Below are 24115 nucleotides of genomic sequence, written 5' to 3' on the forward strand. Positions count from 1 at the left end.
CGGTGCAGCATTAACGCATCCTTGAGAGGATCGGCGTTAACCATGCGCCGACTCACCACAGCGATCCGGGGGGATCAACGATGCTAGAAGTTGCCGCGCTCTTTTACGGGCTGCTTGCGAGTTTCATCATGGCCAGCGCATCGCGCAACAAGCGCGAGGCACGCGGCCATCCACCGATCCTCACCTTGTTCGGATGGGCGATGCTGTCTTTCTCGGCAGTCATGGGCGCGATGCTGCTCGCTTATGCCGGCTGGCTGCTCCTGACCGGCGCCGTCGGCTGAGGCCGGCCGCGCCGACGCATCCTAAAGCCGCGGGCCGCGTTGAGAGCGGCATGGGCATCACCCCGCCGCGTCAGGCCGCTTTGATCGTCAACGGCAAGTCGCGGAAAGGTCGGGAGGCCTTCCGCGAGGCCTGCCGGCTGCTGAAGGGCGCCGGGATCGATCTCGTCTCGTCGGTCGCGGTGCGCGACCCCTCCAAGCTCGACGACGCGGTCCTTGCCGCGGTCAGATCCGGCGTGCCGATGGTGATCGTCGGCGGCGGCGATGGCTCGATTTCCTGCTCGGTCGATCATGTCGTCGCCGAGAAGACCGTCTTCGCGCTACTCCCGCTCGGCACCGCGAACAGCTTCGCGCGCACGCTCGGCATCCCGCTCGATATCGAGGGCGCGGTCCGCACGATCGTCGACGGACAGGTCCGCCGCATCGATCTCGGCATGATCGACGAGGATTATTTCGCGAATTGCGCCGCGATCGGCATTTCGCCGCTCATCGCCGAGACCGTGCCCCACGGCCTCAAGAAATGGCTCGGGCGGCCCGGTTACCTGACCTGGGCGGCGCTGCAGATGGCGCGCTTCAAGCCCTTCACGCTCACCGTCAGCTGGGATGGCGGGCGCGAGAGCCTGAGCGCGCTGGAGGTTCGCATCGCCAACGGCGCTTATCATGGCGGCACCGAGCTGGTGGAAACCGATGTCGAGAATGGCGAGATCGTGATCCAGGTCGTGACGGGCTCGGTGCGCACCAAATTGCTGTGGAGCTGGGGGCTGAGCCTCATCGGCCCGCAGACCGCGCGCGGCACGTTGCGCGAATTCCGCGGCAAGAGCTTCCGCCTCGAGACCGACACGCCGCTGCCGATCTCGATCGACGGCGAGGTGCTCGCACACACGCCGGTGACGGCGAGCGTCTCGGCCAAAGCGATCCGGATGTTGGTCCCGGCCTGATGGGCGAGATCGTCAACCTGCGCGCGGTGCGCAAGGCGAAGGCGCGGGACAGCGCGAAGGCACAGGCGGAGACCAACCGCGCGGTCCACGGCCGCACCGCCGCCGAGAAGAAGCGCGACCGCGACGAGGCGGCGCGGCTGGCGAAGATCGTCGACGGCGCGAAGCTGGAACGCGACGCGACAGACTAACCGCCCGTTCGTGCTGAGCCTGTCGAAGCACTGTCCTTCACCTAGGCCGCCGAAGTAGGACAGCCCTTCGACAAGCTCAGGGCAAACGGAGGCTGGTTTTGACCGTTACGATGTACGGAATCCCGAACTGCGACACGATCAAGAAGGCGCGTATCTGGCTCGACGATCACGGCATCGCCTTCGCCTTCCACGATTACAAGAAAGCCGGCATCGACCGCGCCACGCTCGCCGGCTGGGTCGCCGAGCAGGGTTGGGAGACGCTCCTCAACCGCGCAGGCACGACCTTCCGCAAGCTTCCCGACGCCGACCGCACCGATCTCGATGCGGACAAGGCGATCGCGCTGATGCTGGCACACCCCTCGATGATCAAGCGCCCGGTACTGGATCTCGGAGAGCGGCGGATCATCGGCTTCAAGCCGGAGGCCTATGCGGCCCAGTTCACCTGACCGCCGCTCATCCTGAGGAGCCACTGAGCTTGTCGAAGTGGCGTCTCGAAGGACGCGCGCAACGGTGAAGGTCCTTCGAGACGGGCCCCTTCGACGCCGCCTGCGGCGTCGCTCAGGACATGCTTCGCCTGAGCTCAGTCCCTCCTCAGGATGAGCGGGTTGGAGCTTGATTGCCTCAGTCCCGCACCACCACACCACCCTTCATCACGAAGCGCACCGCCTCAAGCGCCGTGATATCCCGCGTCGGATCGCCGCCGAGCGCGACCAGGTCGGCCAGCAACCCCGCCTTCACCGCCCCGACCCGGTCGTCGACCCGAAACGCCTTCGCATTGCCCGATGTCTGCGCGAGCATCGCCTCGCCCGCGGGCATCCCCGCCGCGACCATCTGCTCCGCCTCGCGCGCATTCGTGCCGTGCGCGAACACGCCGACATCGCCGCCCACGCACAACCGCACATGCGCCTTGAGCGCCTCGGCCAGCTCGCGCCGCTTGGCCAGCACCGCCGCCGGCGCGGGCTCGGCGCCGGTCCAGCCGCGATAATGCTGGATCGCGTCGGTCGCCGCCAGGGTCGGGCACAGCACGGTCCCCTTCGCCGCCATCAGCCGCATCAGCTCGGGCGTCGCCCCGTCGCCATGCTCGATCGTGTCGAAGCCGGCGAGGATCGCGCGGCGTATCCCCTCCTCGGTCGAGGCATGCGCGGCGGTCGTGCGCCCGGCATCGTGCGCGGCGGCGACCGCGGCCGAAAGCTCGGCCTGCGAGAAGGTCGCCCGGCGCGGCTCGCCTGGCCCCCACGCATAATCGGCATAGAGCTTCACGACATCCGCGCCCGCCGCGATCTGGCGGCGCACCGCGCGGACCACATCGTCGACCCCGCTCGCTTCCTCGGCGCCCTGCGGCACCGCGACACCCGGCTCGAACCCCTTCGGCCCATAAGCCCCGGTCGCGACGATCGCGCGCGTCGCCGCCAGGATGCGCGGCCCGGGGACGATCCCTTTGTCGATCGCCTGCCTGAGGCCGACATCGGCATAGCCCGCGCCTTCGGTGCCGAGATCGCGCACCGTCGTATAGCCCGCCATCAATGTCGCCTGCGCCTGCGCGACGGCGCGCGCGGTTCGCAGCGCGAGCGCCTCGTGCAGCACCTGATCGTCCCACGGAGTCTCGTTGTAGGGATGGAGGAACAGGTGGCTGTGCCCTTCGATCAGCCCCGGCGCCAAGGTCATCCCCGCCAGATCGATCACCCGCGCCCCCGCCGGCACCGCGAGCGCCGGCCCGACCGCGGCGATGCGATCGCCCTCGACCAGCACCTGCCAGCCGTCGTGCGGGCTTGCCGTCACGCCGTCGAACACGCGCGCCGGCTTGAGCAGGATCGCCGGCCCCGCCGCCGCCAGCGGAGAGGCCGCCAGCAGCGCCGCCAACCATCCCGCATATCTGCGCCACGTTCCCACTTTCGTCTCCTTGCCGCGCCGCACCATCGCCGGTAGCGAGAGCCGACCATAAAGGGGGCGCGACACATGGCCAGAGGCGGGTGGGCCGAAGGCAGAGTGCGACGGTGGCTGATCCTGTGCGCGCTCGGCGCAGCGCCCGCGTTCGCCGCCTCGCCCGATCAGGCGCGCTGGGCCGCGACCGCCGGGTGCGTGACGATCACCCGCGACGAATGGGGCATCGCCCATGTCCACGGCAGGACCGACGCCGATGCCGTGTTCGGCATGATCGGCGCGCAGGCCGAGGACGATTTCCCCCGGATCGAGGCCAATTATCTGACCGCGCTCGGCCGCACCGCCGAGGCCGAAGGCGAGAAGGCGATCTGGGCCGATCTGCGCCAGCGCCTCTACGTCGATCCCGCCCAGCTCCAGAAGGATTATGCCGCGAGCCCCACATGGCTGCGCGCACTGATGGACGCCTGGGCCGACGGGCTGAACCATTATCTCGCCACCCACCCGGCCGTGCATCCGAAGGTGCTGACCCATTTCGAGCCGTGGATGGCGCTGTCCTTCACCGAGGGGAGCATCGGCGGCGATATCGAGCGGATCGATCTGAAGGCGCTGGAAGCCTTTTACGGCGGCAAGCCCGAGGTCGCGCTGGCGACCGACCGCCACCTGATCGAGCCGACCGGCTCGAACGGCATCGCCATCGCGCCGGCAAACACCAAGGACGGCCACGCGCTCCTGCTGATCAATCCGCATACGAGCTTCTTCTTCCGCTCCGAGCTGCAGATGACGAGCGACGCGGGGCTCGACGCCTATGGCGCGGCGACCTGGGGCCAGTTCTTCATCTATCAGGGCTTCAACCCGCACGTCGGCTGGATGCACACGTCGAGCGGCGTCGATGCGGTCGACGAATATGTCGAGACGCTCGATCCCAAAACGGGCGGCGCGCTCTACGGCGGCAAGGTCCGCCCGCTGACGACCAGGCCGATCACGATCCGCTATCGCCGGCCGGACGGCACGCTCGCCGAGCGCAGCTTCACCGCCCGCTATTCGACGCACGGCCCGCTCGTCCGCTCGGAAGGCGGCAGGCCGGTCGCCTTCAAGATGATGTGGAGGCCCGTCCCCGCGCTCGAGCAGAGCTATCTGCGCACCAAGGCGCGCGACTATGCGGGCTTCCTCAAGATCGCCGCGCTCCAAGCCAATAGCTCGAACGACACGCTGTTCGCGGATGACAAAGGCACGATCGCCTATCTCCACCCGCAATTCGTCCCCGTCCGCGACGATCGCTTCGATTATACCAAGGCGGTCGACGGCAGCGATCCCGCGACCGACTGGCGCGGCCTGACCCCGCTCGCCAAGCTCCCGCAGGCGGTGAATCCGCCCGGCGGCTGGGCGATGAACACGAACAATGCGCCGTGGGGCGCCGCCGGCCCCGCCAGCATCCGCAAGGCCGATTTCCCCCGCTACATGGACATGGTCGGCGACAATCCGCGCGGCGAACATGCGACCAGATTGCTCACCGGCCGCAAGGATTTCGACGCCCCCGGCCTGATCGCCGCGGCTTACGACAGCTGGCTCCCGACCTTCGCGACCAACGTGCCGTTACTCGCCGCTGCGTGGGACAGGCTCCCCGCCGCCGATCCGCGCAAGGCCAAGCTCGCCGCGCCGGTGAAACTGCTCCGCGACTGGGACAGCCGCTGGGCCGCCGCATCCGAGGCCACCACGCTCGCCGTCTATTGGGGCACCGAAATGTGCACCGCGATCCTCCAGGGGCCCTGCGCCGCCGGCAAATCGCCGTGGGCGCGCATGGCGGCGCTCGACGATAGCGCGCGCCTCGCCGCGCTCGATCGCGCCACCGCCGAGCTGACCCGCCTGTTCGGCGGCTGGCGGGTGAAGTGGGGCGACATCAACCGCTTCCAGCGCAACGACGCCGCGATCCAGCAGACGTTCGACGACGCGAGGCCCTCCACCCCGGTCCCCTTCGCTTCGGCGCTGTGGGGCTCGCTCGCCTCGTTCGGCGCCAAGCCCTGGCCGGGCACGAAGAAATGGTACGGGACGAGCGGCAACAGCTTCGTCGCGGTCGTCGAATTCGGGCCCGCATTGCGCGCCTGGGCGGTCACCGCCGGCGGCGAAAGCGGTGACCCCACGTCACCGCATTTCAATGATCAGGTGCCACGTTATGCGGAAGGCCAGCTCCGGCCGGTCCATTTCCAGCCTGCCGACATCGCCGCGCACGCGCAGCGCACTTACCATCCCGGGGAGTAGAGTATGAGCATGCGTCCGAAACCCTTTCCCGTCCTCGTCACGGGCGGCGCCGGCTATATCGGCAGCCACGCCGTGCTCGCTTTGCTCGACGCGGGCTGGGACGTCGTCGTCCTCGACAATCTGACGACGGGCTTCCGCTGGGCGGTGCCCGAGACCGCGACCTTCGTGGAGGGCGACGTCTCCGACATGGAGCTCGTCGGCCGCGTGCTGGGCGAACACGGGATCGGCGCGATCCTCCATTTCGCCGGATCGATCATCGTCCCCGAATCGGTCACCGATCCGCTCAAATATTATCGCAACAACACCGCCGCGAGCCGCGCCTTGATCGAGGCGGCGATCGTCGCGGGCGTACCCCACTTCATCTTCTCCTCGACCGCCGCCACCTACGGCATCCCGGATGAAGTCCCGATCCGCGAGGACATGCCGAACCGGCCGATCAACCCCTATGGCCAGTCCAAGCTGATGACCGAGCATATGCTGCGCGACGTCGCCGCGGCCTTGCCGATGAACTTCTGCGCGCTGCGCTACTTCAACGTCGCCGGCGCCGATCCCGCCGGCCGATCGGGCCAGTCGACCGCGGGCGCGACGCACCTGATCAAGATCGCGGTCGAGGCGGTGACGGGCAAGCGGCCGCATGTGGGCGTGTTCGGCACCGATTATGCGACGCCCGACGGCACGGGGGTGCGCGACTATATCCACGTCTCCGATCTCGCCGAGGCGCATGTCGCCGCCCTCGAATGGCTGATCGAAAACCCGCAGGAGAGCCGGATCATGAATTGCGGCTATGGGCGCGGCTATTCGGTGCTGGAGGTGCTCGACACGGTCGATCGCGTCACCAACAATCCGATCGTCCGCAAGCTGGAGACGCGCCGCGCGGGCGATCCCGATCTTCTCGTCGCCGACAACAGCCTGATCCTGAAGACCTTGCCTTGGCGCCCGCAGCGCGACGATCTCGGCCTGATCGTCCAACATGCGCTGGCCTGGGAGCGCAAGCTGGCCGAGCGGGCGGAAAGCTAGGCAGCCCAGCTGCCGGAAGGCGCGCGACCATGAAAAAGCCGCCGGCATCGCTGCCGGCGGCTCTTCATTCGATTTCGTCGCGAGCGATCAGCCGAAGCTGACGCGCACCGGCTGGCGGCGACGCAGCGTCGCGCCGAGCAGGCCGAAGCCGCCGATGAACATCGCCCAGGTCGCGGGCTCCGGCACCGCGGCGGCGGCGACGCTGCCGTTGATCGAGACCGGCGAATTGGTGCCGCCCGAGACGTAATTCTCGACGCGGAAGGTGCCGCCGCTCGCCAGCGTTCCGCCATTGGCCGAGGTCGTGCCCGACGCGGTCAGGCGGAACACGATGCTGTTCGTTGCGGTCAGCGTCGTGAACGAAAGGCTCTGATAGAGATCGTTGGTCCCCTGCGCGAACGACGCGATGGTCGTGAACGCTCCGCCATCCAGCGAGGCGAGCAGGCTGATCGCGCCCGGCCCGGTGTTCGACGACCGGGTGCCAAGCAGGAGCTGGTTCACCGATGCGGTGAAACCGGAAGCGACGTTCAGGCCGAAGCTGACATAATCGGTCGCTTCGGCGTTGAAGCCGCTCGAGTTGATCGAATTGCCACCGGCGGGGGCGTTGAGCCCGGCGCCGCGCGTGAACGAGAGACCGGTCAGCCCCGTCGCGACATTGCTGGCGGCGGTGGAGGCCTGATTGCCCGTCGCGCCCGTGAAATCATATTGAACAAGCGTCGCGGCGCTCACCGGCGAAACGAAGAGAACGGCGCCAACCAGCGCCGCCGAAAATACGAGTTTCATAATGTGCCGCCCTGTTAATTCGTAATGACGAGGCCTTTTCCCCTAACAATGTGTAACCATGATGACTCGATTGGTCGAGACTGCACGCCGAGGTTAATATTCGCTGCATTTTCGATTCTTTTGGGGTGCGTGCGGCCAGCCCCCGGCCGTCCGGTCGAGCGGTCGCGCACCTCGCGGGCTGCGAGCGAAGCCGGTCGCGCCTCTGAATTTGCAAAGTCTTCGATCGCCTGAGCGACAGCCATTTGAGGCGCTAGCCGCCAATCCGCTCTCGGCGTCCACTATCGATAGGCCGAATGTCTGGAGGTGGTGGTTAGCGGTCATTTGGCTCCACTCCCTGGAAGGGAGGGGAGGTAACGGCGGCTGAGCAGTACAGCCGCATCGTGCTTCCCCCGAAAATATCCTTTTGCAATGTAGGATTTCATGTGATCCTTGGGCGGTCCGCACCACAGGGAGTCGGACGTCATGCCCCATCGCCAGCCCTTGCCGCCCGCCAGGCCATGCACCCTCGCGTGCGTAGGCGCGCAGATACGCGCGCGCACTGGTGCGACGTTCCAGTGACCTTTCGCACTCCGGGAACCCGCACCGGGGGGTGACGTAGTGTCAACTTTGTCAACTTCCGCGCCCGAACCGCTCCTCCCGCCGCGGTTCATTCCGCGCCGCTTTGGCGCTAGGCAGGCCGCATGACTCACCACGCTTCCTATCCCGCCCTTCGCCTCCGCCGCACGCGTCGCTATGCCTGGAGCCGGGCGATGGTCGCCGAACATGTCCTGACGCCCGCCGATCTGATCTGGCCGCTGTTCGTAACCGAAGGCACGCAGACCGAGGAGCCGATCGGCACCCTCCCCGGCGTCTCGCGCTGGTCGATCGACCTGCTCGTCCAGCGCGCGAAGGAGGCGGCCGCTCTGGGGATCCCCTGCCTCGCGCTCTTCCCGAACACGCCCCACGCATTGCGATCGGCGCGCGGCGAGGAAGCGCTCAACCCCGAAAATCTGATGTGCCGCGCCTCGCGCGCGATCAAGGACGCGGGCGTGCCCATCGGCATCCTCACCGATGTCGCGCTCGATCCCTACACCGCGCACGGCCATGACGGACTCGTCGACGCCGAAGGCCGCGTCCTCAACGACGAGACGATGGAGATCCTCGTCGAACAGGCGCTCAACCAGGCGCGCGCCGGCGCCGACATCATCGCGCCCTCCGACATGATGGACGGGCGCATCGGCCTGATCCGCGCCGCGCTGGAAGGCGAGCGCTTCGCCGACGTCCAGATCATGGCCTATGCCGCCAAATATGCCTCGGCATTTTACGGCCCGTTCCGCGACGCGGTCGGCAGCCGCGGCCTGCTGAAGGGCGACAAGAAGGGCTATCAGATGGACAGCGCCAATGCCGAGGAGGCGCTGCGCGAGGTTGCGCTCGATCTCGCCGAGGGCGCGGATACGGTGATGGTCAAGCCGGGCCTGCCCTATCTCGACATCGTCGCCCTCGTGAAGCGGCGCTTCGAGGTGCCGGTCTTCGCGTATCAGGTGTCGGGCGAATATGCGATGATCGAAGCGGCAGTCGCGGCCGGCGCGGGCGAGCGCGACGGGCTCGTCATGGAAACACTGATGGCGTTCAAGCGCGCCGGAGCGTCGGGCGTGCTCACCTATCACGCGCTCCACGCCGCGCGCCTCATGGGGGGATGATCGAGACCGAGCGACTGCTGTTGCGCCCGATCGGGCCGGACGATCGCGATGCTGTCGCGACGATGTTCGCTTCGCCATCCGGGCGACGCTATCTCGGCGGCCCGCGTCCTGCCGACGAGGCATGGGACGCGATCGTCGCCATGATGGCGTGTCAGGCTGCGTATGGCATGTCGTGCTGGGGCGTCGAACGGCGCGCCGACGCGCGCTTGATCGGCGTCTGCGGCCTGGCGCCGTTCGCGCGTGCGGACACGCCGATCGAGGGCGAGATCGAGATCGGATGGCAGCTCGCCGAGGAGTCCTGGGGACAGGGCTATGGTCTTGAGGCGGCGAAGGCGAGCCTCGCCTGGGGCTGGGGCCATCTGCCCGCACCGCGAATCGTCGCGATCACGGTTCCGGCCAATTTGCCGAGCGTGCGCCTGATGGCGCGGCTGGGAATGACGCCCCGCCCCGATCTCGATTTCGATCACCCGCTCTTCGCGGCCGGCGATCCTCTCCGTCGCCACGTCACCTACGAGGCGCAGCGACCATGATCGAGACCGAACGCCTGATCCTGCGCGACTGGCGCGACGCCGACACCGCGCCCTTCGCCACGATGTGCGCCGATCCCGAGGTGATGGCGCATCTCGGCGGCCCCCAGCCGCGCGCCGATGTCGAGGCGGCGATCGCCCGCCAGCGCGACATGCAGGCGCGGTGCGGTCATTGCTTCTGGGCGATCGAGCGACGCGAGGACGGCGCCCTGCTCGGCTTTTGCGGTCTGCGCGAAGGCGGCCATCCCGCCACCCCGGTGATCGACGAACTGGAGATAGGCTGGCGCCTGCGCCGCGATGCCTGGGGGCAGAGCTATGCGCGCGAGGCGGCCGGGGCGTCGCTCGTCTGGGGCTGGGCGAACACGCCGCGCTCGCGGATCCTCGCCTGGACCGTCCCCGCCAATGTCGCCTCGTGGACGCTGATGGCGCGGCTCGGCATGGTCCACCGCGCCGATCTCGATTTCGCGCATCCGGCCTTTCCGGCCGATCATCCGCTCTCCGCGCATATCGTCTATGCGGCGGAGCGCCCGTGCTAGCCGGTCAGCCCGTCCACCGCGTCGGCCTCGGCGGCCGCGAGCCCCGCAACGGCCGCCGCCGCCGCCTCGATCGCCTCGCGGTCGCCCGTCCCGACGAAGGCGGGATCCACGCGCAGCCCGTCGATCGCGCCCGCCGCATTGCGCACCGGCGTGCGCGCCGCCTCCAGCGCGCTCAACGCCTCCTGGCCCGCGATCCACGCTTCGCTGCCCTCGGCCGCCCCCTTGGCGCGGGAAATGGTCGCGGACACAGTCTTGCGCTCGGTCTCGAACGCGGCATGCCCGGCTTTGGCATCGCTGAGCAGCTGGGTGAGCTGACTCGTCAATGCGGGACTCGCGGCGGTCTGCGGCTCGCTTGCGGCATCGGGCGGCAGGATCGCCTGATGCTCGACGGGCCGGGAGCCGAGACTCGGCACGTCGGGCAAGGTCGCACTGCAACCGGCCAGCATCAGGCCACCGAACGCGAACAGGGGAGAGAAGCGCATGCAGGCGCCTTACCGGCCGCGCCCCCTGCCGACAATCGCGGCCGGGACGCGAACCGAGGGTTGCGCCCGCGCCGGCCCTCGACTAGGGGACCCCACCACGCACCCATAGCTCAGCTGGATAGAGCATCAGACTACGAATCTGAGGGTCGGGCGTTCGAATCGCTCTGGGTGCACCATTTTCTTTCCATGACGCGACGGCATAAGCCGTCTTACCTGGCGCACGCATCGCCGTGCAGGCCGCGGCGCGCCCGTTGCGCACGCCCGAGCGCAGCCTCGCCGCCGCGCTTTGCGTTAAGTTAACGTCCTGAACACCAAGCTTTTTTTGTCATCGGGCGTAACCAACTCGCTGCCTGGGCATTGTGTAGTCGATGTGGCGTTCGGCCATCGGCAGGCAAGGCGAGTGAGTTGACGAAGTTGCGTATTCTGGTCGTCGATGATTCGTTGACGATCCGGGCCCTGCTGGAAGGCATTTTCGAAAATGCCAGCAATTGCGAGGTGGTCGGTCTCGCCGCCGACGTCGATCAGGCGCGCCAGTTCATCGCATCGGAGGCGCCCGACGTGATCACGCTGGATCTCTCTTTGCCCGGAACCGACGGGCTGACCTTCCTCGACGAGCTGGGCCAGCACGCGCACGCCCCCGTCATCGTCATATCCTCATCGACCTCCCCGGGATCGTTCGAGAGCGGAGAGGCGATGCGGCGCGGCGCCGTCGCCTGTTTCGACAAGGCGCGCCTGATCCCGGACGCGGCGCGCCTGGTCAAGCTGCTGAAGCACTCCGCCCTGGAGCACCAGCGCATGCGCCTGGCCGATATGGAGAAATGCGCGCGAGCGGATCGGTTGCTGAGAGCCGCCTGAGCGGTAGCGGCCGTTTTCCGCGCCGCGAGAAGGCCGCGGCGGGCCCGTCGCTATCGTCCCGCGCGGGATTTCTGATAAGCACCGGCCATGAGCCCGTCTTCTCTTCTCCGCATTGCCGGCCTCGTCGGCGCCATCGCGGTCGCCGCCTCGCCCGCCTTGGCGCAAGGCTCCGCGGCCAGTTCGGCGCCGGAGCTTGCGCGCGTCGCCGAAACGCTGAAGCCCGGCCAATGGGTCTGGGCACCGCAGATCGCGCCGGCGGGGCCGCTGCTCGTCTATGTCGATCTCTCTCGCCAGCGCGCGACCGTCTATCGCAACGGTGTGCGCATCGCCGTCAGCACGATCTCGTCGGGCAAGCCCGGCTACGAGACGCCGACCGGCGTCTTCACGATCCTGCAGAAGGACGCCGATCACAAATCGAATCTCTACAATGCCGCGCCGATGCCCTTCCAGCAGCGGCTGACCTGGGATGGGGTCGCGCTCCATGCGGGCGGCCTGCCCGGCTATCCCGAGAGCCATGGCTGCGTCCATCTGCCCTACAGCTTCGCCAAGGCGCTGTTCGCGATCACCAAGCTGGGCGCGACGGTGGTGGTGCAGGACGGCAAGGCCGATCATGTCCGTTCCACCGCGGCGGGGCTGCTCCAGCCGATCCTGCCGACCGGCAAGCCCATCGCCGAGGTCCGGCTCGAGGAAGGCGAATATCGCTGGGCGCCCGAAAAGGCCGCCGCCGGCCCGGTCACGATCATCGTCTCCAAGCATGATCAGGCGATCGTCGTGCTGCGCAACGGCACCGAGATCGGCCGGAGTCGGGCGATCATCAAGGATGACGATCCCGGGAGCCACGTCATCAGCCTGACGACCGCAGCGGACGGCAAGCCGCGCTGGATCTATGTCGGCCTGCCCGGCCATGCCGAGGATGCCGGGCGCCCGCTCGACGAGGCGACGCTCAATCGCGTGCGGATGCCGCGCGCCTTCCTCGATTCGGTGAAGGCTGTGCTCGTGCCCGGAAGCACGATCCTCGTCACCCAATCGAGCGTCGGCGAGGATACGGGGCGCAAGATCACGATCATGGACGCGGTCCCGCCGAAGCTCTGACGCGCTCTCAGCGCGGCAGGCCGACCTCCAGCACTTCGATCGCATCCTCGCGGCCGGCGAAGGGCAACAGGTCGCCCTCCACCCCGCCGATGAGCGCCCGTGCGAGCGGCGCATCCTGGGAGACCGTGCCCTTGTCGCGATCGGCCTCGTCATGGCCGACGATCACGATCTCCTGCTCGCGGCCTTCGCGCCGGAAGCGCACGCGCGATCCGAACACGACCTTCTCGCTTTCGCGCGGCGCGACGATCTCGGCCGAGGCCAGGCGCGTCCGCCAGTAGCGCAGCTCGCGGACGAGGCCCTTGCGCCGCTCGTCGTCCGTCTCGACCTGCACACCGGCCTCGAGCAGCGTCACCTTCGCCTCGATCAGGCGATAGCCGCGCTCGGTCACCGGATTGGGGCCGGGCGGCACGGGCAGCTCGAATTTCGGCTCCAGATGTTCCTCGTCGCTCTCGCGACGAAAGGCGACGCTCACATTGTCTCTCCTTATGCCCGCCCGGCGGCGGATCAGCTCCGAACGAGCAACGCCGCGACCTGCTCCATCTCGGTGCGGCTGTTGTAGATGTGCGGCGAGAAGCGGATCAGCGCCGCGCCCTGTGCGCTTGCCTGCGCGGTCGCCAGCTTGTGATCCTTCCACAGCCGTGCGCGCAGCGCGGTGACGTCCTGGCCCGGGAAGGCGACGGTCAGGATCGGTCCCGACAAAGCCGGATCGCCGCTGCCGACGATCTTCGCGCCCGGCACGGCGGCGAGGATGTGCCGCATCTCGCTGCCCCGCGCCCGCGTCTCCGTCTCGATCCAGCGTTCGCCGAGCGCATCGAGGCGCACGAGCGTCGCCTCGATCGCCTCCAGCTTCGGATCGTCGCGCTGGCCGAGTATCTCGTAGCGCTGCGCCGTCTCCAGGTTACGCGTGTCGGTCAGCCAGTAACCGTGGCTCAGCATCGTCGGATTGAGCCTGTCCTGTCGATCGCGCCGCACATAGAGCAGCCCCGCCTCGAGCGGCCCCATCATCCATTTGTGCGTGCTACCGCCATAGGAATCGACGCCGAGCGCAGGCAGATCGAGCTGCATCCAGCCGAAGGTCTGCGCGCCATCGACGTGCAGCCACGCGCCGTGCTTGCGCGCGACCTCCGCGATGGCGGCGACCGGATAGAGCAGCCCGGTCACGTTGGTGATGTGGCTTAGGAAGATCGCCTTGGTCCGCGGGGTGGCGGCGCGCGCAAAATCGTCGGCCACCGCCTGCGGCGACGTCGCCGAGACCGGCGTCGGCAGGATCTTGAGCACGAGCCCGTCGCGCTTGGCGCGCAGCTTCCAGCTGTCGAGCGTCGACTGGTGATTATGCTCGGTGACGATCACTTCGTCGCCCGGCTTCAGATCGAGCCCCAGCACCGCGACCGTATTCGCCTCGCTGCAATTGCGGAGAAGCGCGATCTCCTCGGCGGTGACGCCCAGCCGCTTGCCGAGCCGCGCGCGCAGGCGATCCGCGGCGACGGGATATTTCTCGCGATATTCACGGCTCGGATTGGCCTGGAACGCGCGCAATTCCTTTTCCTGCACGTCGATGACGCTGCGGAAGGTCGGCGCGATGTTCGCGGCGTTGAAATAGAGGATGTCGGGTGCGAGCAAGAGTTGATCGCGAAGAGCGGCCGTTCCCGCTGGCACGACCGCCGCGGCGGCGGGCGCCAAAGCGGCCGCGACCACCCCCGCCTTCAGCATGCCGCGCCGTGTCAGCCCACCGTCGTTTCCGTCCGCCATGTTCACCCCCGTCGAGAAAGGCGACGGTAGCAGCGGCGCGAGCGGGGACAATGGCTGGCCCGCATCTTTGTCCTATCTTGATAGGGCGGAAATCGGTGCCAATATCGGCGGCATGAATATCCTGTCCGTGCTCATCGGCCTCATCACGCTGCCGGCCGCGCTGATCGCCTTCCTGCCGCTGCTTGGCTGGATGTACTGGCTGATCGTGCCCGTGGCGGTCGTCGGGCTCGTCTTCGGCCTGCTCTCGCGCCACGGCGCGGGTCGCGCACTGAACCTCGTGGTGATCATCGTCGGCATCGTCCGCCTCTCGATCGGCCACGGTATCATCTAAGCGCCGCACCGGCCCGCCCCCACCCGACCTCCCACAGCGTAATCTGATTGGGAGGTCGGGTGGGGGTGCGGGCCGGTGCGGCCTATCAAGCAAAAAGTAAGCCCCCGGCGCCGAGGGGAGGGAGCGCCGGGGGCTTTGGTTCGCCCGAAGGTTAGTCGGGGCTTACCCGCGCAGGAGGCTCAGAACGTTCTGGCCGCTCTGATTGGCCTGAGCCAGCATCGCCGTGGCAGCCTGCGAGAGGATCTGCGACTTGGCGAGGTTGGTCGTTTCCGCCGAGAAGTCCGCATCCTCGATCCGCGAACGGGCATCTTCGAGGTTGGTGGAGGTCGTCGACAGATTGTTGACGGTCACCTGCAGGCGGTTCTGGATCGCACCGAGATCACCGCGGCTCTGCGACACCTTGTCGAGGGCCTTGTCGATCACGGTCATCGCGCCGGAAGCCGAAGCCTGGGTAGCGATCGAGAGCGAGCCGGCGACGAAGTCACCCGAGCCACCCTGGTTGGCAAAGCCCACCTTGGCCAGCGAGGCCGTGGAGCCCTCGACCTTGATGTCCGCGCCGGCGTCCGACTTCAGCGAGATGCGGCCGTGGAAGGACGCAGCCGTCGAGAAGGTGGTCACCGCAGCCGAGCCGTCGTCGGTCGAAGCGGAGAGCGTGAGGCCCGCCGTGCCTTCCTTGATGGCGATGTCGTTGCCGCCGTCGGAGCTCAGGATCAGGTTGCCCGAGGTGTCCGTCGAAGCGACGACGCCGGAGATGCCCGCCGCGTTGATGTTCTTCACCACGTCGGAGATCGACATGCCAACCACACCGTCCGCGTCGGACAGGGTCACCGTGGCGCCGTTGATCTGGATCGTGGCGGCAGCCGCGATCTTCGAGGCATCCAGCTGAGCCGTGACGGTCGTCTTGGCGCTGGCCGAAACCCCCGACTGGCCGGTAACGGCGTTGATTGCAGCGGCCTTGGAAGCAGCCGAGGCATCGCTGGAGGCACCGACGGTGACGCCGTTGATCTTCAGATCGTCGCTCGAGAGGAGCGCGGTGCCGTTACCGGCGCCGCCGACGACGGTGGAGCCGTCCGACATCTCGTTCAGGCCCATCGCCAGGAAGTCGGCATGCGTGCCGGCCGTGCCGCGGGTGACCTTGATGTCGCTGCCATCCGCGCTGTTGAGCGCCACGAAGCCATGATAGGTGCCCGTGGTAAAGCCCGCTGCGCCCGGAGCCGAGCCGGCGATGACGATGTCGGCACCGGTGTCGTTCGAGAGCGCGATCGTGCCGTCGCCGTTCAGCTTGGCGGTGACGCCGGCGACATCGCGGTTGATGTTCTTGACGATCTCCGCACCGTTGGCACCGGTGACGGTCGTGCCGCCGATCGTCAGCTGGCCGGAGGTGACGCCGCTCGACGAGACCGCACCGCTGGTCAGCGTGTTATAGGCGGTTGCCGAGACGCCGGTCTGGCCGGTGTTCGTGTTGATCGCCGTGGCGAGCGCTGCGGCCGTGTCGGCGGTCGGGGCGGTGACGAAAGCGTTCTTGCCGTTGAGCAGGATGTCGCTGGCCGCCATCGTCGTCAGCGCCGTGCCGGTGCGGCCCGTCGTGACCTGGCCATCGACCTTGTAGCCGTTCAGGCCCAGCGAGTCGGCCGAGGTGTTGACCATCTTGATCGAGACCTGGTCCGAAGCGTTCGTGCCCGTCTGCAGGTTGATCGCCTTGGCCGAACCGTCCAGCAGCGCGATGCCGTTGAAGTTGGTCGTCTTGGAGATGTTGTCGACTTCCGAGACGAGCTGCGAGAGCTCGTTCTGGAGGCTGCCGCGATCCGTGTCGGAAAGCGTGCCGTTGGCGGACTGAACAGCCAGTTCCTTCATGCGCTGAAGCATGTTGGTGACCTGGCCGAGCGCGCCTTCCGCAGTCTGCGCCATCGAGATGCCGTCGTTCGCATTGCGGACCGCAACCGCCAGACCGCGGACCGTGCTGGTCATGCGGCTGGAGATGGCGAGGCCGGCGGCGTCGTCCTTGGCGGAGTTGATGCGCTTGCCGGTCGACAGGCGCTCCATGGCAGTCGCGCTCATGGCCGAGGCGGTGTTCGTACCCGCCTGGGCCCGGAGCGCCGCGATGTTGGTATTGATCACAGTCACAGGTTGGTTCCTTTCCCCGCTTAATCCCAGGCGTCGGACTGGGGGGTCCTTTGCCGCCTCGAAACCGGATAACGACCGTCGTCGCCGGGGCTTTAACCAGATTATTTTCGGGGGAGGCCGCGGAGGCCGAAAAGCGCGGTTCTTTCGCGCTCACACACGGGGCGCGGGCCGCGCGCTCCCGTGACACGCGGGTGCCTTTAAGGATTTGATAGTTAATTCGGGCGTAACCAGCCTTCACGAGAGGTGAACAGCACTTCTCGGAAATGTTCACGAGGGCTGTAGCGGATGACCGAGACAGGGTTGAGCGAGGGCGCGGCGAAGGCCAATCCGATGCTGGCGGCATGGCTGGCAGGCGTCGGACTGGCGGTGCCGCGCATCGATGCGACGGCGCCGGCCGGCCGCGACGCGATCCGCATCCTCGACACGGCTGAGCGCGCGCACGCCCGCTACCGCGACCTGATCGTCACGATCGCGGACGGCGAGCCCTCCTATCAGCCCGCCAGCAACGGCCTTCCGGCCGAGATCCGCTTCGGCATGAACGACGCCGCCTTCGGCCACGCGCTGATCGCCGAGCTCGTCCGCCCTGCTTATCGCCCCGCCGCCGGCGAGCCGGAAAGCGCCGCGTTTCTCACGCTTTCCGCCCGCATCGCCAAGAGCGACGCGACCGTGCTCGTGCTCGGCGAGACGGGTACCGGCAAGGAGGGCATTGCCCGTTTCATCCACGCGACATCCAAGCGCGCCGACGGTCCGTTCGTCGCGGTCAATTGTGCCGCGCTGCCCGATACGATGCTGGAAGCGATGCTGTTCGGCCACGCCAAGGGCGCCTTCACCGGCGCCGCCGGCGCATCCGAGGGCCTGTTCCGCGCCGCTGACGGCGGCACGCTGCTCCTCGACGAGGTCGCCGAGCTGCCGCTGCCGCTGCAGGCCAAACTGCTCCGCGCGCTCCAGGAGCGCGAAGTGCTCCCGGTCGGCGCGACCAAGCCGATCCCGGTTAACGTCCGTGTCGTCGCCGCCGCCAACCGCGAGCTCGCCGAGGAAGTCGCCGAAGGCCGCTTCCGCGCCGATCTCTACTGGCGCCTGAACGTCATGCCGCTGATGCTGAAGCCGCTCTCGCAGCGCCGCCTCGACGTCCGCGCGATCACCGCCACGCTGATGCTCCGCCATCTCGAAGCGGGCGAGACTTTCCCCTGGCCGACCAACGCCGCGCTCGATCGCCTGATGGCGCATGGCTGGCCCGGCAATGTCCGCGAGCTGGAAAATGTTCTCCAACGCGCGATGCTGCTCCGCCGCGGCGACCGCATCGAGGCCGACGATCTCGCGATCGAGGCCGGCACGCTCGCCGCCTGCCAGCAGGTCCGCGCGCAGCCGTCGCAGCAGCGCGCCGCCAACGGCCCGATCCGCCTCGCCGAGGCGGCCCGTCATTCGGAAGCCGCCGCGATCGAGGAAGCTCTGGATGCGTGCAACGGCCACCGCCTGCGCGCAGCCGAACGGCTCGGCATCAGCGAACGCACGTTGCGCTATCGGCTCGCCGATCTGCGCCGGCAGGCGGCGTGAGGGCTGAGCAATGACCGCCATCACCCCATCCAGCCTGCTCGCGATGCGCTCGGCGATCCTGCAGCAGAACAGCGCGCTGCAGAAGGCGGCGGGCTCGGCCGGCGTCGGCGGCGCATCGCCAATCGACGGCGTCAAGCCGACGACCGATGCGACCAGCTTCGCCGGTGCGATGAAGAGCGCGCTCGAGCAGGTCAACGGCCTCCAGGCCAATGCCGAGACCGCGACCACCTCGTACGAGCGCGGCGAGACCACGGACATCGCCCAGGTCATGCTCGCGCGCGAACATGCCTCGGTCGGCTTCCAGGCGACCCTGCAAGTCAGAAACAAACTCCTGTCCGCCTATAAGGACATCATGAGCATGCCGGTTTGATATGAGTGACGCAGCAACCCTCCCCGTCGCGGCCTCGTCGCGCCTTCCCGCCGCTTTGCCCACGGGCAATGTTCTGGAGCGGATCCGCAGCTTCACGCGCCAGCCGGCCGTGGCCAAGAGCCTGCCTGCCGTCGGCCTGATCGCCGCGCTGGCGATCGCCTTTGCCGCGTGGATGACGTTTGCGACCGGCCCCCAGCAAAGCCTCTTCTCGGGTCTCGGCGATGCCGACAAGGCCGCCGTCGCCGATCAGCTGACCAGCGCGGGGATCAAATATTCGATCGATCGCTCGACGGGTGCGGTCACCGTCTCGGAAGGCGATTATTATCGCGCCAAGATGCTGCTCGCGCAGGCCGGCCTGCCCAAGAGCGCGCCCGATGGCGACAGCGTGCTCGCTTCGCTGCCGATGGGTGCGAGCCGCGCGCTCGAGGGCGAGCGCGTCCGCGGTGCCCGCGAAATGGATCTCGCCCGCACGATCGAGGCGATCGACGCCGTCGAGAGCGCCAAGGTTCACCTCGCCGTCGAGCAGCAGAGCGTGTTTGTCCGTGACGCGGCCCCGGCCAGCGCCTCGGTCATGCTGCGCCTCCGCCAGGGCCGTGCGCTCTCGGACGGTCAGGTACAGGCGATTGTCAATCTGGTCGCCACCTCTGTGCCCGGCCTCTCGCCCGATCATGTCTCGGTCGTCGATCAGGCGGGGCATCTGCTGTCGCGCCAGGGCGGCGACGGCGGCGGCGATCGCCAGCTGGAGCTGCAGCAGCGCACGGAGCAGGGCTATCGCGACGCGATCACCAAGCTGCTGACCCCGCTCGTCGGCGCCGACGGCTTCACCGCCGAGGTCCATACCGATCTGGATTTCGCCGAAGTGCAGGCGACGCGCGAAAGCTATCCGAAGGACACGGCCGTCATCAAGGCCGAAGCCGGCGGCTGGAACAAGGATCAGGCCGGCGCCGCGGGCCAGGCTGGCGGCATCCCCGGCGCGATCGCAAATCAGCCGCCGACGACGGCGCAGGTCACCGCGACTCCGCCGGCGCAGGTCCAGCCGAACGGCGCGGTCGGCGCCCAGCCCGGCACCACCGCCGCGGCCGACGGCGGCAAGACCAGCGAAACCTACAATCGCACCTTCGAGCTCGGCCGCGAGGTTTCGGTCACGCGCAACCCGACCGGCACGATCAAGCGGCTGTCGGTTGCGGTCGCGCTCAAGCAGGGCGCCAAGCCGCGCAGCGTCGCGGAGCTTGCCCAGATCGAGCAGCTCGTGAAGGGCGCGGTCGGCTTCGACACGACCCGCGGCGATCAGTTCGCGCTGTCCAGCCGCGCCTTCGCCGATGTCGCTGCCGATAGCTCCGCCGCCAAATGGTATGAGGCGTCGTGGGTCGGCATCGCCGCCCGCAATGGCTCGGCCCTGCTGATCGCGCTCCTTGCCTTCTTCGGCATCGCCAAGCCGCTGATGAAGAAGCGCGGCGCGGCCAGCGCCAGCGGATCGGCCTCGGGCTCCTATGCCGGCGGCTCGGGCAGCAGCAGCGGAGCCGGCAGTTCTGCAGGCGGCCTTCGCGGTGGCGGGACGGGCTCGAGCGCCGATGCGGGCGTGCCGCCCAGCCCCGAAATCCAGCGCGAGATCGCCGCCGCCATCGCCTCCGAGGCGGTCGCCGATCCCAGCCGCCCCGTCACGCTCGACATGATCGAGGCGGCACCTGGCTACACTGATCGCGCTACGCTCATCCGCAATTTCGTCCGCCAGGATCCGGCCCGCGCCGCCCTGGTCGTCCGTGACCTCATCCGGGCCGACATGCCCGGCGCCGCGCAGAACGGATAAAGACGATGGCCGATATTACCGAGACGAGCGCCACCGGCGCGATCCCGACCGGCAGCCAGGCCGCCGCGATCCTGCTGATGCTGCTGGGCGAGCAGGAAGCCGCCGAAGTGCTCGGCCGGCTCGATCCGCCCGAGGTCGAACATCTCGGCGGCGCGATGTTCACCGTCGCCGACGTCTCGGAGCGCGAAGTGAACGGCGTGCTCGACGAATTCGTCAACCGCGCCAAGAGCCGCACGACGATCGGCTATGCGGCCGATCTGCAGATCCGCGGCATGATGGAGCGCGCGCTCGGCCCCGAGCGCGCCGGCACGATCCTCGACCGAATCACCCCGGCGACGCGCGGGCCTTCCCTCGATGCGCTCAAATGGATGGATCCGGTAACGATCGCGCTGCTGATCGAGAACGAGCATCCGCAGCTCATCGCGGTCGTGCTCGCGCATCTCGAGCCGCCGATCGCCGCCGACGTGCTCCAGCAGATGCCCGAAGAGATCCAGCCGCAGCTGATCCACCGCGTCGCCACTTTGGGGCCGATCAGCTCGGAGGCGCTGCAGGATGTCGAGCGCCTGCTGCTCCGCCCCGTCTCGCAGCCCAAGTCCGGCGCCGCGACGCGTCGCGGCGGCACCAGCGAGGCCGCGCAGATCGTCAACAACAGCCGCAAGGCGGCCGAGAGCCGCATCCTGAAGGCGCTGCAGAAGCTCGACAAGAATCTGGCGCGCACGATCGAGGACGAGATGTTCGTCTTCGACAATCTCAACGCGCTCGACGACAAGAGCCTCGGCACGCTGCTGCGCACGGTCGACAGCGACATCCTCGTCGTCGCGCTCAAGGGCGCCGAAGAACGGCTCAAGGGCAAGATGTTCGGCTGCATGTCCAGCCGCGCCGCGCAATCGATCCAGGATTCGATCGCTGATCGCGGGCCGATGCGCCTCGCCGAAGTGCAGGAGGCGCAGAAGGAGATGCTCTCGATCGCCCGCCGCCTCGCCAGCGAAGGCACGATCAACCTTGGCGGCAAGGACGATGATTATGTCTGATATGTCGGGCCATTGGGCCAAGGGCATTTTCGCCGACGCGCCCGCCGTCCCCGTCTGGACGCGCCCCGCGCCCGCGCGCTTCACCGCGAACCCCACGGGCGGCGGCACCGGCTTTTCGGCTTGGGCCAGCGATGCTGGCACGGATCAACCCCAAGCCGCGGGCGCCGCGATCAACGACAGCGAGGCGCAGCGCGCCGAGGCCTATGCGGTCGGCTTCGACGAAGGCCATCGCACCGCGCTCGCCGCGCTGGAGAGCGAGCAGGCCGCCTTCGACCGACTTGCCACCGCGCTCGCGGGCGTACAGGCCGAGCCACCCGCCGATCTCGCGCGCTTGCTGTCCGAGACCGTCTCGCGGCTCGTCCGCCAGGTGGTGGGCGAATGCGCCGCGGTCGATACCGATCTGCTCGCCGAGCGCACGCATGCGGTCGCCGCCCTCATCACCGAGGATGGCGCGCCCGCGCGGCTGCGTCTCAACCCCGCCGATCTCTCCCGCATCGACGGGCTGCGCCCCGATCTGAAACTCATCGCCGATCCGTCGATCCCCGAAGGCTCGGTCGTCGCCGAGACGGCCAGCGGCTGGGTCGAGGACGGTCCCGCGATCCGCCTCGAGAAATTGCGTGGGCTGCTCGATCAGCTAAGCACGCGCCGCTGAGGGCGCACACGCGGCGCGTCTACTGAATCGCGAGGCGGGCAGCCTCCCGGACGAGGACCGTATGCTGGTAGCGGTTCAGGCTTCGCGCCTGCCCGTTCACGGTATTAGCGATCGGAACAGCCCTGATCTCGCCCGATACCGTCACCGTCTTGCCGATGAGGGCGACTTCCGGCTTGGCGCCGAGACGCTTCTCCAATGTCTTCGCGGCCGAAGGCGTGAGATGGAACGTCACGTCGTCTGGCGAGCGATAATCGACCGACGAATTCAAGTACAGGGCATAGGGGGTCCGCTCGGCGGCGGCGACTTTCATCTTGAAGGTGCCGGGGCTGCCCCGTTCCCGGTGGACATCCGCCAGCGCGATCGCATCGGCCGGCTCCAGCAATCTCGTGTCCGCGTCAGCACCGCCCGCTGCCAGCAACAGGAAAAACAAGGGGATCATGGCCGTTCTCCGCGAGCGAACGACCAATCCTAACGATCGCCCGAGTGCGGATCAACGGCCGTCATATGCCGCGCGACCTTGATCCGATGGCGCGCGAGACCGCAGTCCCGATCGGCGACGAGTCGCCCGGAATGGCTAACCGGCCTTAACCATCCTTTTAAGGATTGCGGTCCAAAGCGGCGCCGCATGCACAACGCCCTCTCCCAAACCGGCCTCGCCGCGCGCGCGGCTACGCTCCTCGAAGGCCTCGACATCGGCCATATGAGCCCGCGCCGGATCGGCCGGCTCGCTTCCTATGACGGGCTGATGCTGGAGGCGACGGGCTTTCCCGAGCCGGTCGGTTCCAACGCGCGCGTGATCGATGCCGATGGCCGCGGCGCGCTCGCCGAGGTGGTCGGCTTTCGCGGCGATCGCACTTTGCTGATGGCGCTTGACGCCGACGCGCCCCACTCGGCCGGCGCGCGCGTCGAGCCTGATCGGCGCGGCACCACGGTCGAGGTCGGCGAAGGGCTGCTCGGGCGCGTCGTTGATGCGCTCGGCAATCCGCTCGACGGGCTCGGCCCGATCATGACGAAGGCGCGCTGGCCTTTGAACGGCACGCGCGCCAACCCGCTCGACCGCGCGCGCGTGACCGAGCCGTTCGACACCGGCGTGCGCGCGATCAACGCGCTGCTCACCGCAGGGGTCGGCCAGCGAATCGCGATCGTCGCGGGCTCTGGCGTCGGCAAATCGGTATTGATGGGGCAGATCCTCGCCGGCGCGGAGGCCGACGTGATCGTCGTCGGACTCGTCGGCGAGCGCAGCCGCGAAGTCTCCGACTTCCTGGAGACCAAGCTGACCGGCGATGTCCGCGCCAAGACAGCCGTCGTCGCCGTGCCTGCCGATCACCCGCCGATCCTGCGCCTGCGCGCGGCGATGCGCGCGACTGCGATCGCCGAATATTTCCGCGATCAGGGCAAACGCGTGCTGCTGCTCATCGATTCGCTGACCCGCGTCGCGCACGCGCAGCGCGAGATAGGGCTGAGCCTTGGCGAACCGCCGACGATGAAGGGCTATCCGCCCTCCGCGCTCGGCCTGATCCCGCGTCTGTGCGAGCGCGCCGGCGCCGATGCGCGCACCGGCGGTTCCATCACCGCGCTGTATACGGTGCTCGCCGACGGCGACGATACCGACGATCCGATCGTCGATACCGCGCGCGCGATCGTCGACGGGCACATCGTCCTCGCGCGCAGCCTGGCGGAACAGGGCGTGTTTCCCGCCATCCATGTCGGGCGGTCGCTGAGCCGCGTGATGACCGACATCGTCTCGCACGAGCAGCAGGAAGCCGCGCGCACCTTGCGCCGTTTGTGGTCCACCTATGACGAGAATCGCGATCTGATCCTGATGGGCGCCTATCGCCACGGATCCGATCCGATGATCGATGCCGCGATCGCGCACATGCCCTTGATCCTGGAATTCATCCGCCAGGGGCAAAAAGAACTCGTTACGCTTAACGAGTCAGTTACCACGTTGGTCGCAAACTTCGGGGCATGAAAGCTTTAGCCGATCG

24 protein-coding genes, 1 tRNA gene and 2 pseudogenes are annotated in these 24115 nt (G+C 68.1%); 19 read left to right on the forward strand and 8 right to left on the reverse strand.

Annotation, left to right across the window (positions count from 1 at the left end; translation table 11 throughout):
* The first annotated feature begins 80 nt into the window (after window positions 1-80).
* The 4 genes from Q4F19_RS19180 to Q4F19_RS19195 all read left to right on the forward strand — a co-directional run bounded on the left by Q4F19_RS19180 (window position 81) and on the right by Q4F19_RS19195 (window position 1850).
* Entirely contained in the window at window positions 81-281 is a 201-nt protein-coding gene (locus tag Q4F19_RS19180; protein WP_303546124.1) for a hypothetical protein, read from the forward strand.
* A 50-nt stretch (window positions 282-331) separates the two neighbouring features.
* A complete protein-coding gene (locus Q4F19_RS19185) occupies window positions 332-1216 on the forward strand; it encodes a diacylglycerol/lipid kinase family protein (protein WP_303546126.1) in 885 nt (294 codons plus the stop codon).
* Window positions 1216-1404 (forward strand): DUF4169 family protein, encoded by a 189-nt coding sequence (locus tag Q4F19_RS19190; protein WP_303546128.1) that lies wholly within the window; start codon window positions 1216-1218, stop codon window positions 1402-1404. The genes Q4F19_RS19185 and Q4F19_RS19190 overlap by 1 nt, the downstream gene beginning before the upstream one ends.
* 98 nt (window positions 1405-1502) lie before the next feature.
* Window positions 1503-1850 carry an ArsC family reductase gene (locus Q4F19_RS19195; RefSeq protein WP_303546130.1) on the forward strand — a complete coding sequence of 116 codons (348 nt, stop codon included), beginning with the start codon at window positions 1503-1505 and terminating at the stop codon, window positions 1848-1850.
* Window positions 1851-2025: 175 nt separating this feature from the next.
* On the opposite strand, the gene Q4F19_RS19200 is transcribed toward Q4F19_RS19195, so the two are convergent.
* A complete protein-coding gene (locus Q4F19_RS19200; RefSeq protein ID WP_431312438.1) occupies window positions 2026-3321 on the reverse strand; it encodes a metal-dependent hydrolase family protein in 1296 nt (431 codons plus the stop codon).
* Between the two features lie 39 nt (window positions 3322-3360).
* Here Q4F19_RS19200 and Q4F19_RS19205 point away from each other — a divergent pair, with 39 nt between their 5' ends.
* Both Q4F19_RS19205 and galE read left to right on the forward strand, forming a co-directional pair.
* Entirely contained in the window at window positions 3361-5541 is a 2181-nt protein-coding gene (locus tag Q4F19_RS19205; RefSeq protein WP_303546134.1) for a penicillin acylase family protein, read from the forward strand.
* Between the two features lie 9 nt (window positions 5542-5550).
* The gene (gene galE, locus Q4F19_RS19210; protein WP_303546449.1) at window positions 5551-6558 is read left to right on the forward strand and encodes a UDP-glucose 4-epimerase GalE; all 1008 of its coding nucleotides are present in this window, start codon (window positions 5551-5553) and stop codon (window positions 6556-6558) included.
* A gap of 87 nt (window positions 6559-6645) precedes the next feature.
* Here the strand turns inward: galE and Q4F19_RS19215 are convergent, their stop codons facing one another.
* Window positions 6646-7338, reverse strand: coding sequence for a PEPxxWA-CTERM sorting domain-containing protein (locus Q4F19_RS19215; protein ID WP_303546136.1), 693 nt, complete (start codon window positions 7336-7338; stop codon window positions 6646-6648).
* A gap of 680 nt (window positions 7339-8018) precedes the next feature.
* On the opposite strand from Q4F19_RS19215, the gene hemB reads away from it, so the two are divergent.
* Genes hemB through Q4F19_RS19230 form a run of 3 tightly spaced genes read left to right on the forward strand, consistent with a single transcriptional unit; the run spans window position 8019 to window position 10080 of the window.
* Window positions 8019-9017 (forward strand): porphobilinogen synthase, encoded by a 999-nt coding sequence (hemB, locus tag Q4F19_RS19220; protein WP_303546138.1) that lies wholly within the window; start codon window positions 8019-8021, stop codon window positions 9015-9017.
* Window positions 9014-9547 (forward strand): GNAT family N-acetyltransferase, encoded by a 534-nt coding sequence (locus tag Q4F19_RS19225; RefSeq protein ID WP_303546140.1) that lies wholly within the window; start codon window positions 9014-9016, stop codon window positions 9545-9547. Before hemB ends, Q4F19_RS19225 begins: the two co-directional genes overlap by 4 nt.
* Entirely contained in the window at window positions 9544-10080 is a 537-nt protein-coding gene (locus Q4F19_RS19230; protein ID WP_303546142.1) for a GNAT family N-acetyltransferase, read from the forward strand. The genes Q4F19_RS19225 and Q4F19_RS19230 overlap by 4 nt, the downstream gene beginning before the upstream one ends.
* Here the strand turns inward: Q4F19_RS19230 and Q4F19_RS19235 are convergent.
* Entirely contained in the window at window positions 10077-10562 is a 486-nt protein-coding gene (locus Q4F19_RS19235) for a hypothetical protein (RefSeq protein WP_303546144.1), read from the reverse strand. The two genes, Q4F19_RS19230 and Q4F19_RS19235, sit on opposite strands and share 4 nt — an antisense overlap.
* 99 nt (window positions 10563-10661) lie before the next feature.
* Here Q4F19_RS19235 and Q4F19_RS19240 point away from each other — a divergent pair.
* From Q4F19_RS19240 to Q4F19_RS19250, 3 genes are all read left to right on the forward strand, one after another.
* A tRNA-Arg gene (locus Q4F19_RS19240) sits at window positions 10662-10738 on the forward strand.
* A gap of 238 nt (window positions 10739-10976) precedes the next feature.
* Window positions 10977-11417 (forward strand): response regulator, encoded by a 441-nt coding sequence (locus tag Q4F19_RS19245; protein ID WP_303546451.1) that lies wholly within the window; start codon window positions 10977-10979, stop codon window positions 11415-11417.
* Between the two features lie 87 nt (window positions 11418-11504).
* Window positions 11505-12509, forward strand: coding sequence for a L,D-transpeptidase (locus tag Q4F19_RS19250; protein ID WP_303546146.1), 1005 nt, complete (start codon window positions 11505-11507; stop codon window positions 12507-12509).
* 7 nt (window positions 12510-12516) lie between these two features.
* Here the strand turns inward: Q4F19_RS19250 and Q4F19_RS19255 are convergent, their stop codons facing one another.
* Entirely contained in the window at window positions 12517-12981 is a 465-nt protein-coding gene (locus Q4F19_RS19255; RefSeq protein WP_303546148.1) for a GreA/GreB family elongation factor, read from the reverse strand.
* Between the two features lie 32 nt (window positions 12982-13013).
* Window positions 13014-14258: an aminotransferase class V-fold PLP-dependent enzyme gene (locus Q4F19_RS19260; RefSeq protein WP_303546150.1), complete on the reverse strand. Its 1245-nt coding sequence runs from the start codon at window positions 14256-14258 to the stop codon at window positions 13014-13016.
* On the opposite strand from Q4F19_RS19260, the gene Q4F19_RS19265 reads away from it, so the two are divergent.
* Window positions 14257-14589, forward strand: coding sequence for a hypothetical protein (locus Q4F19_RS19265; protein WP_341850207.1), 333 nt, complete (start codon window positions 14257-14259; stop codon window positions 14587-14589). The genes Q4F19_RS19260 and Q4F19_RS19265 overlap by 2 nt on opposite strands.
* 162 nt (window positions 14590-14751) lie before the next feature.
* Here Q4F19_RS19265 and Q4F19_RS21540 read toward each other — a convergent pair.
* Together Q4F19_RS21540 and Q4F19_RS21545 are read right to left on the reverse strand one after the other, a co-directional pair.
* Window positions 14752-15006, reverse strand: a pseudogene (locus Q4F19_RS21540) (flagellin); the annotation flags it as partial.
* Between the two features lie 1296 nt (window positions 15007-16302).
* Window positions 16303-16713, reverse strand: a pseudogene (locus Q4F19_RS21545) (flagellin N-terminal helical domain-containing protein); the annotation flags it as partial.
* A gap of 285 nt (window positions 16714-16998) precedes the next feature.
* Between Q4F19_RS21545 and Q4F19_RS19275 the strand changes: the two are divergent.
* From Q4F19_RS19275 to Q4F19_RS19295, 5 genes are read left to right on the forward strand one after another with little or no spacing between them, the layout of a single operon-like run.
* Window positions 16999-18267, forward strand: coding sequence for a sigma-54 interaction domain-containing protein (locus tag Q4F19_RS19275; protein ID WP_303546154.1), 1269 nt, complete (start codon window positions 16999-17001; stop codon window positions 18265-18267).
* A gap of 10 nt (window positions 18268-18277) precedes the next feature.
* Window positions 18278-18637: a flagellar hook-basal body complex protein FliE gene (gene fliE, locus Q4F19_RS19280; RefSeq protein ID WP_303546156.1), complete on the forward strand. Its 360-nt coding sequence runs from the start codon at window positions 18278-18280 to the stop codon at window positions 18635-18637.
* A gap of 1 nt (window position 18638) precedes the next feature.
* The gene (fliF, locus tag Q4F19_RS19285; protein ID WP_303546158.1) at window positions 18639-20444 is read left to right on the forward strand and encodes a flagellar basal-body MS-ring/collar protein FliF; all 1806 of its coding nucleotides are present in this window, start codon (window positions 18639-18641) and stop codon (window positions 20442-20444) included.
* 5 nt (window positions 20445-20449) lie between these two features.
* Complete coding sequence (gene fliG, locus Q4F19_RS19290; RefSeq protein WP_303546160.1) at window positions 20450-21475, forward strand: flagellar motor switch protein FliG; 1026 nt, start codon at window positions 20450-20452, stop codon at window positions 21473-21475.
* Entirely contained in the window at window positions 21468-22127 is a 660-nt protein-coding gene (locus Q4F19_RS19295) for a FliH/SctL family protein (protein WP_303546162.1), read from the forward strand. The genes fliG and Q4F19_RS19295 overlap by 8 nt, the downstream gene beginning before the upstream one ends.
* 19 nt (window positions 22128-22146) lie before the next feature.
* Here Q4F19_RS19295 and Q4F19_RS19300 read toward each other — a convergent pair whose 3' ends face one another.
* Window positions 22147-22566, reverse strand: a complete 420-nt coding sequence (locus tag Q4F19_RS19300; protein WP_303546163.1) for a hypothetical protein — start codon at window positions 22564-22566, stop codon at window positions 22147-22149.
* 186 nt (window positions 22567-22752) lie between these two features.
* Between Q4F19_RS19300 and Q4F19_RS19305 the strand changes: the two genes are divergently transcribed.
* A complete protein-coding gene (locus Q4F19_RS19305; RefSeq protein ID WP_303546165.1) occupies window positions 22753-24099 on the forward strand; it encodes a FliI/YscN family ATPase in 1347 nt (448 codons plus the stop codon).
* Window positions 24100-24115: the final 16 nt, after the last annotated feature.

This window comes from Sphingomonas natans (assembly GCF_030546695.1).
Classification (GTDB): domain Bacteria; phylum Pseudomonadota; class Alphaproteobacteria; order Sphingomonadales; family Sphingomonadaceae; genus Sphingomonas_I; species Sphingomonas_I natans.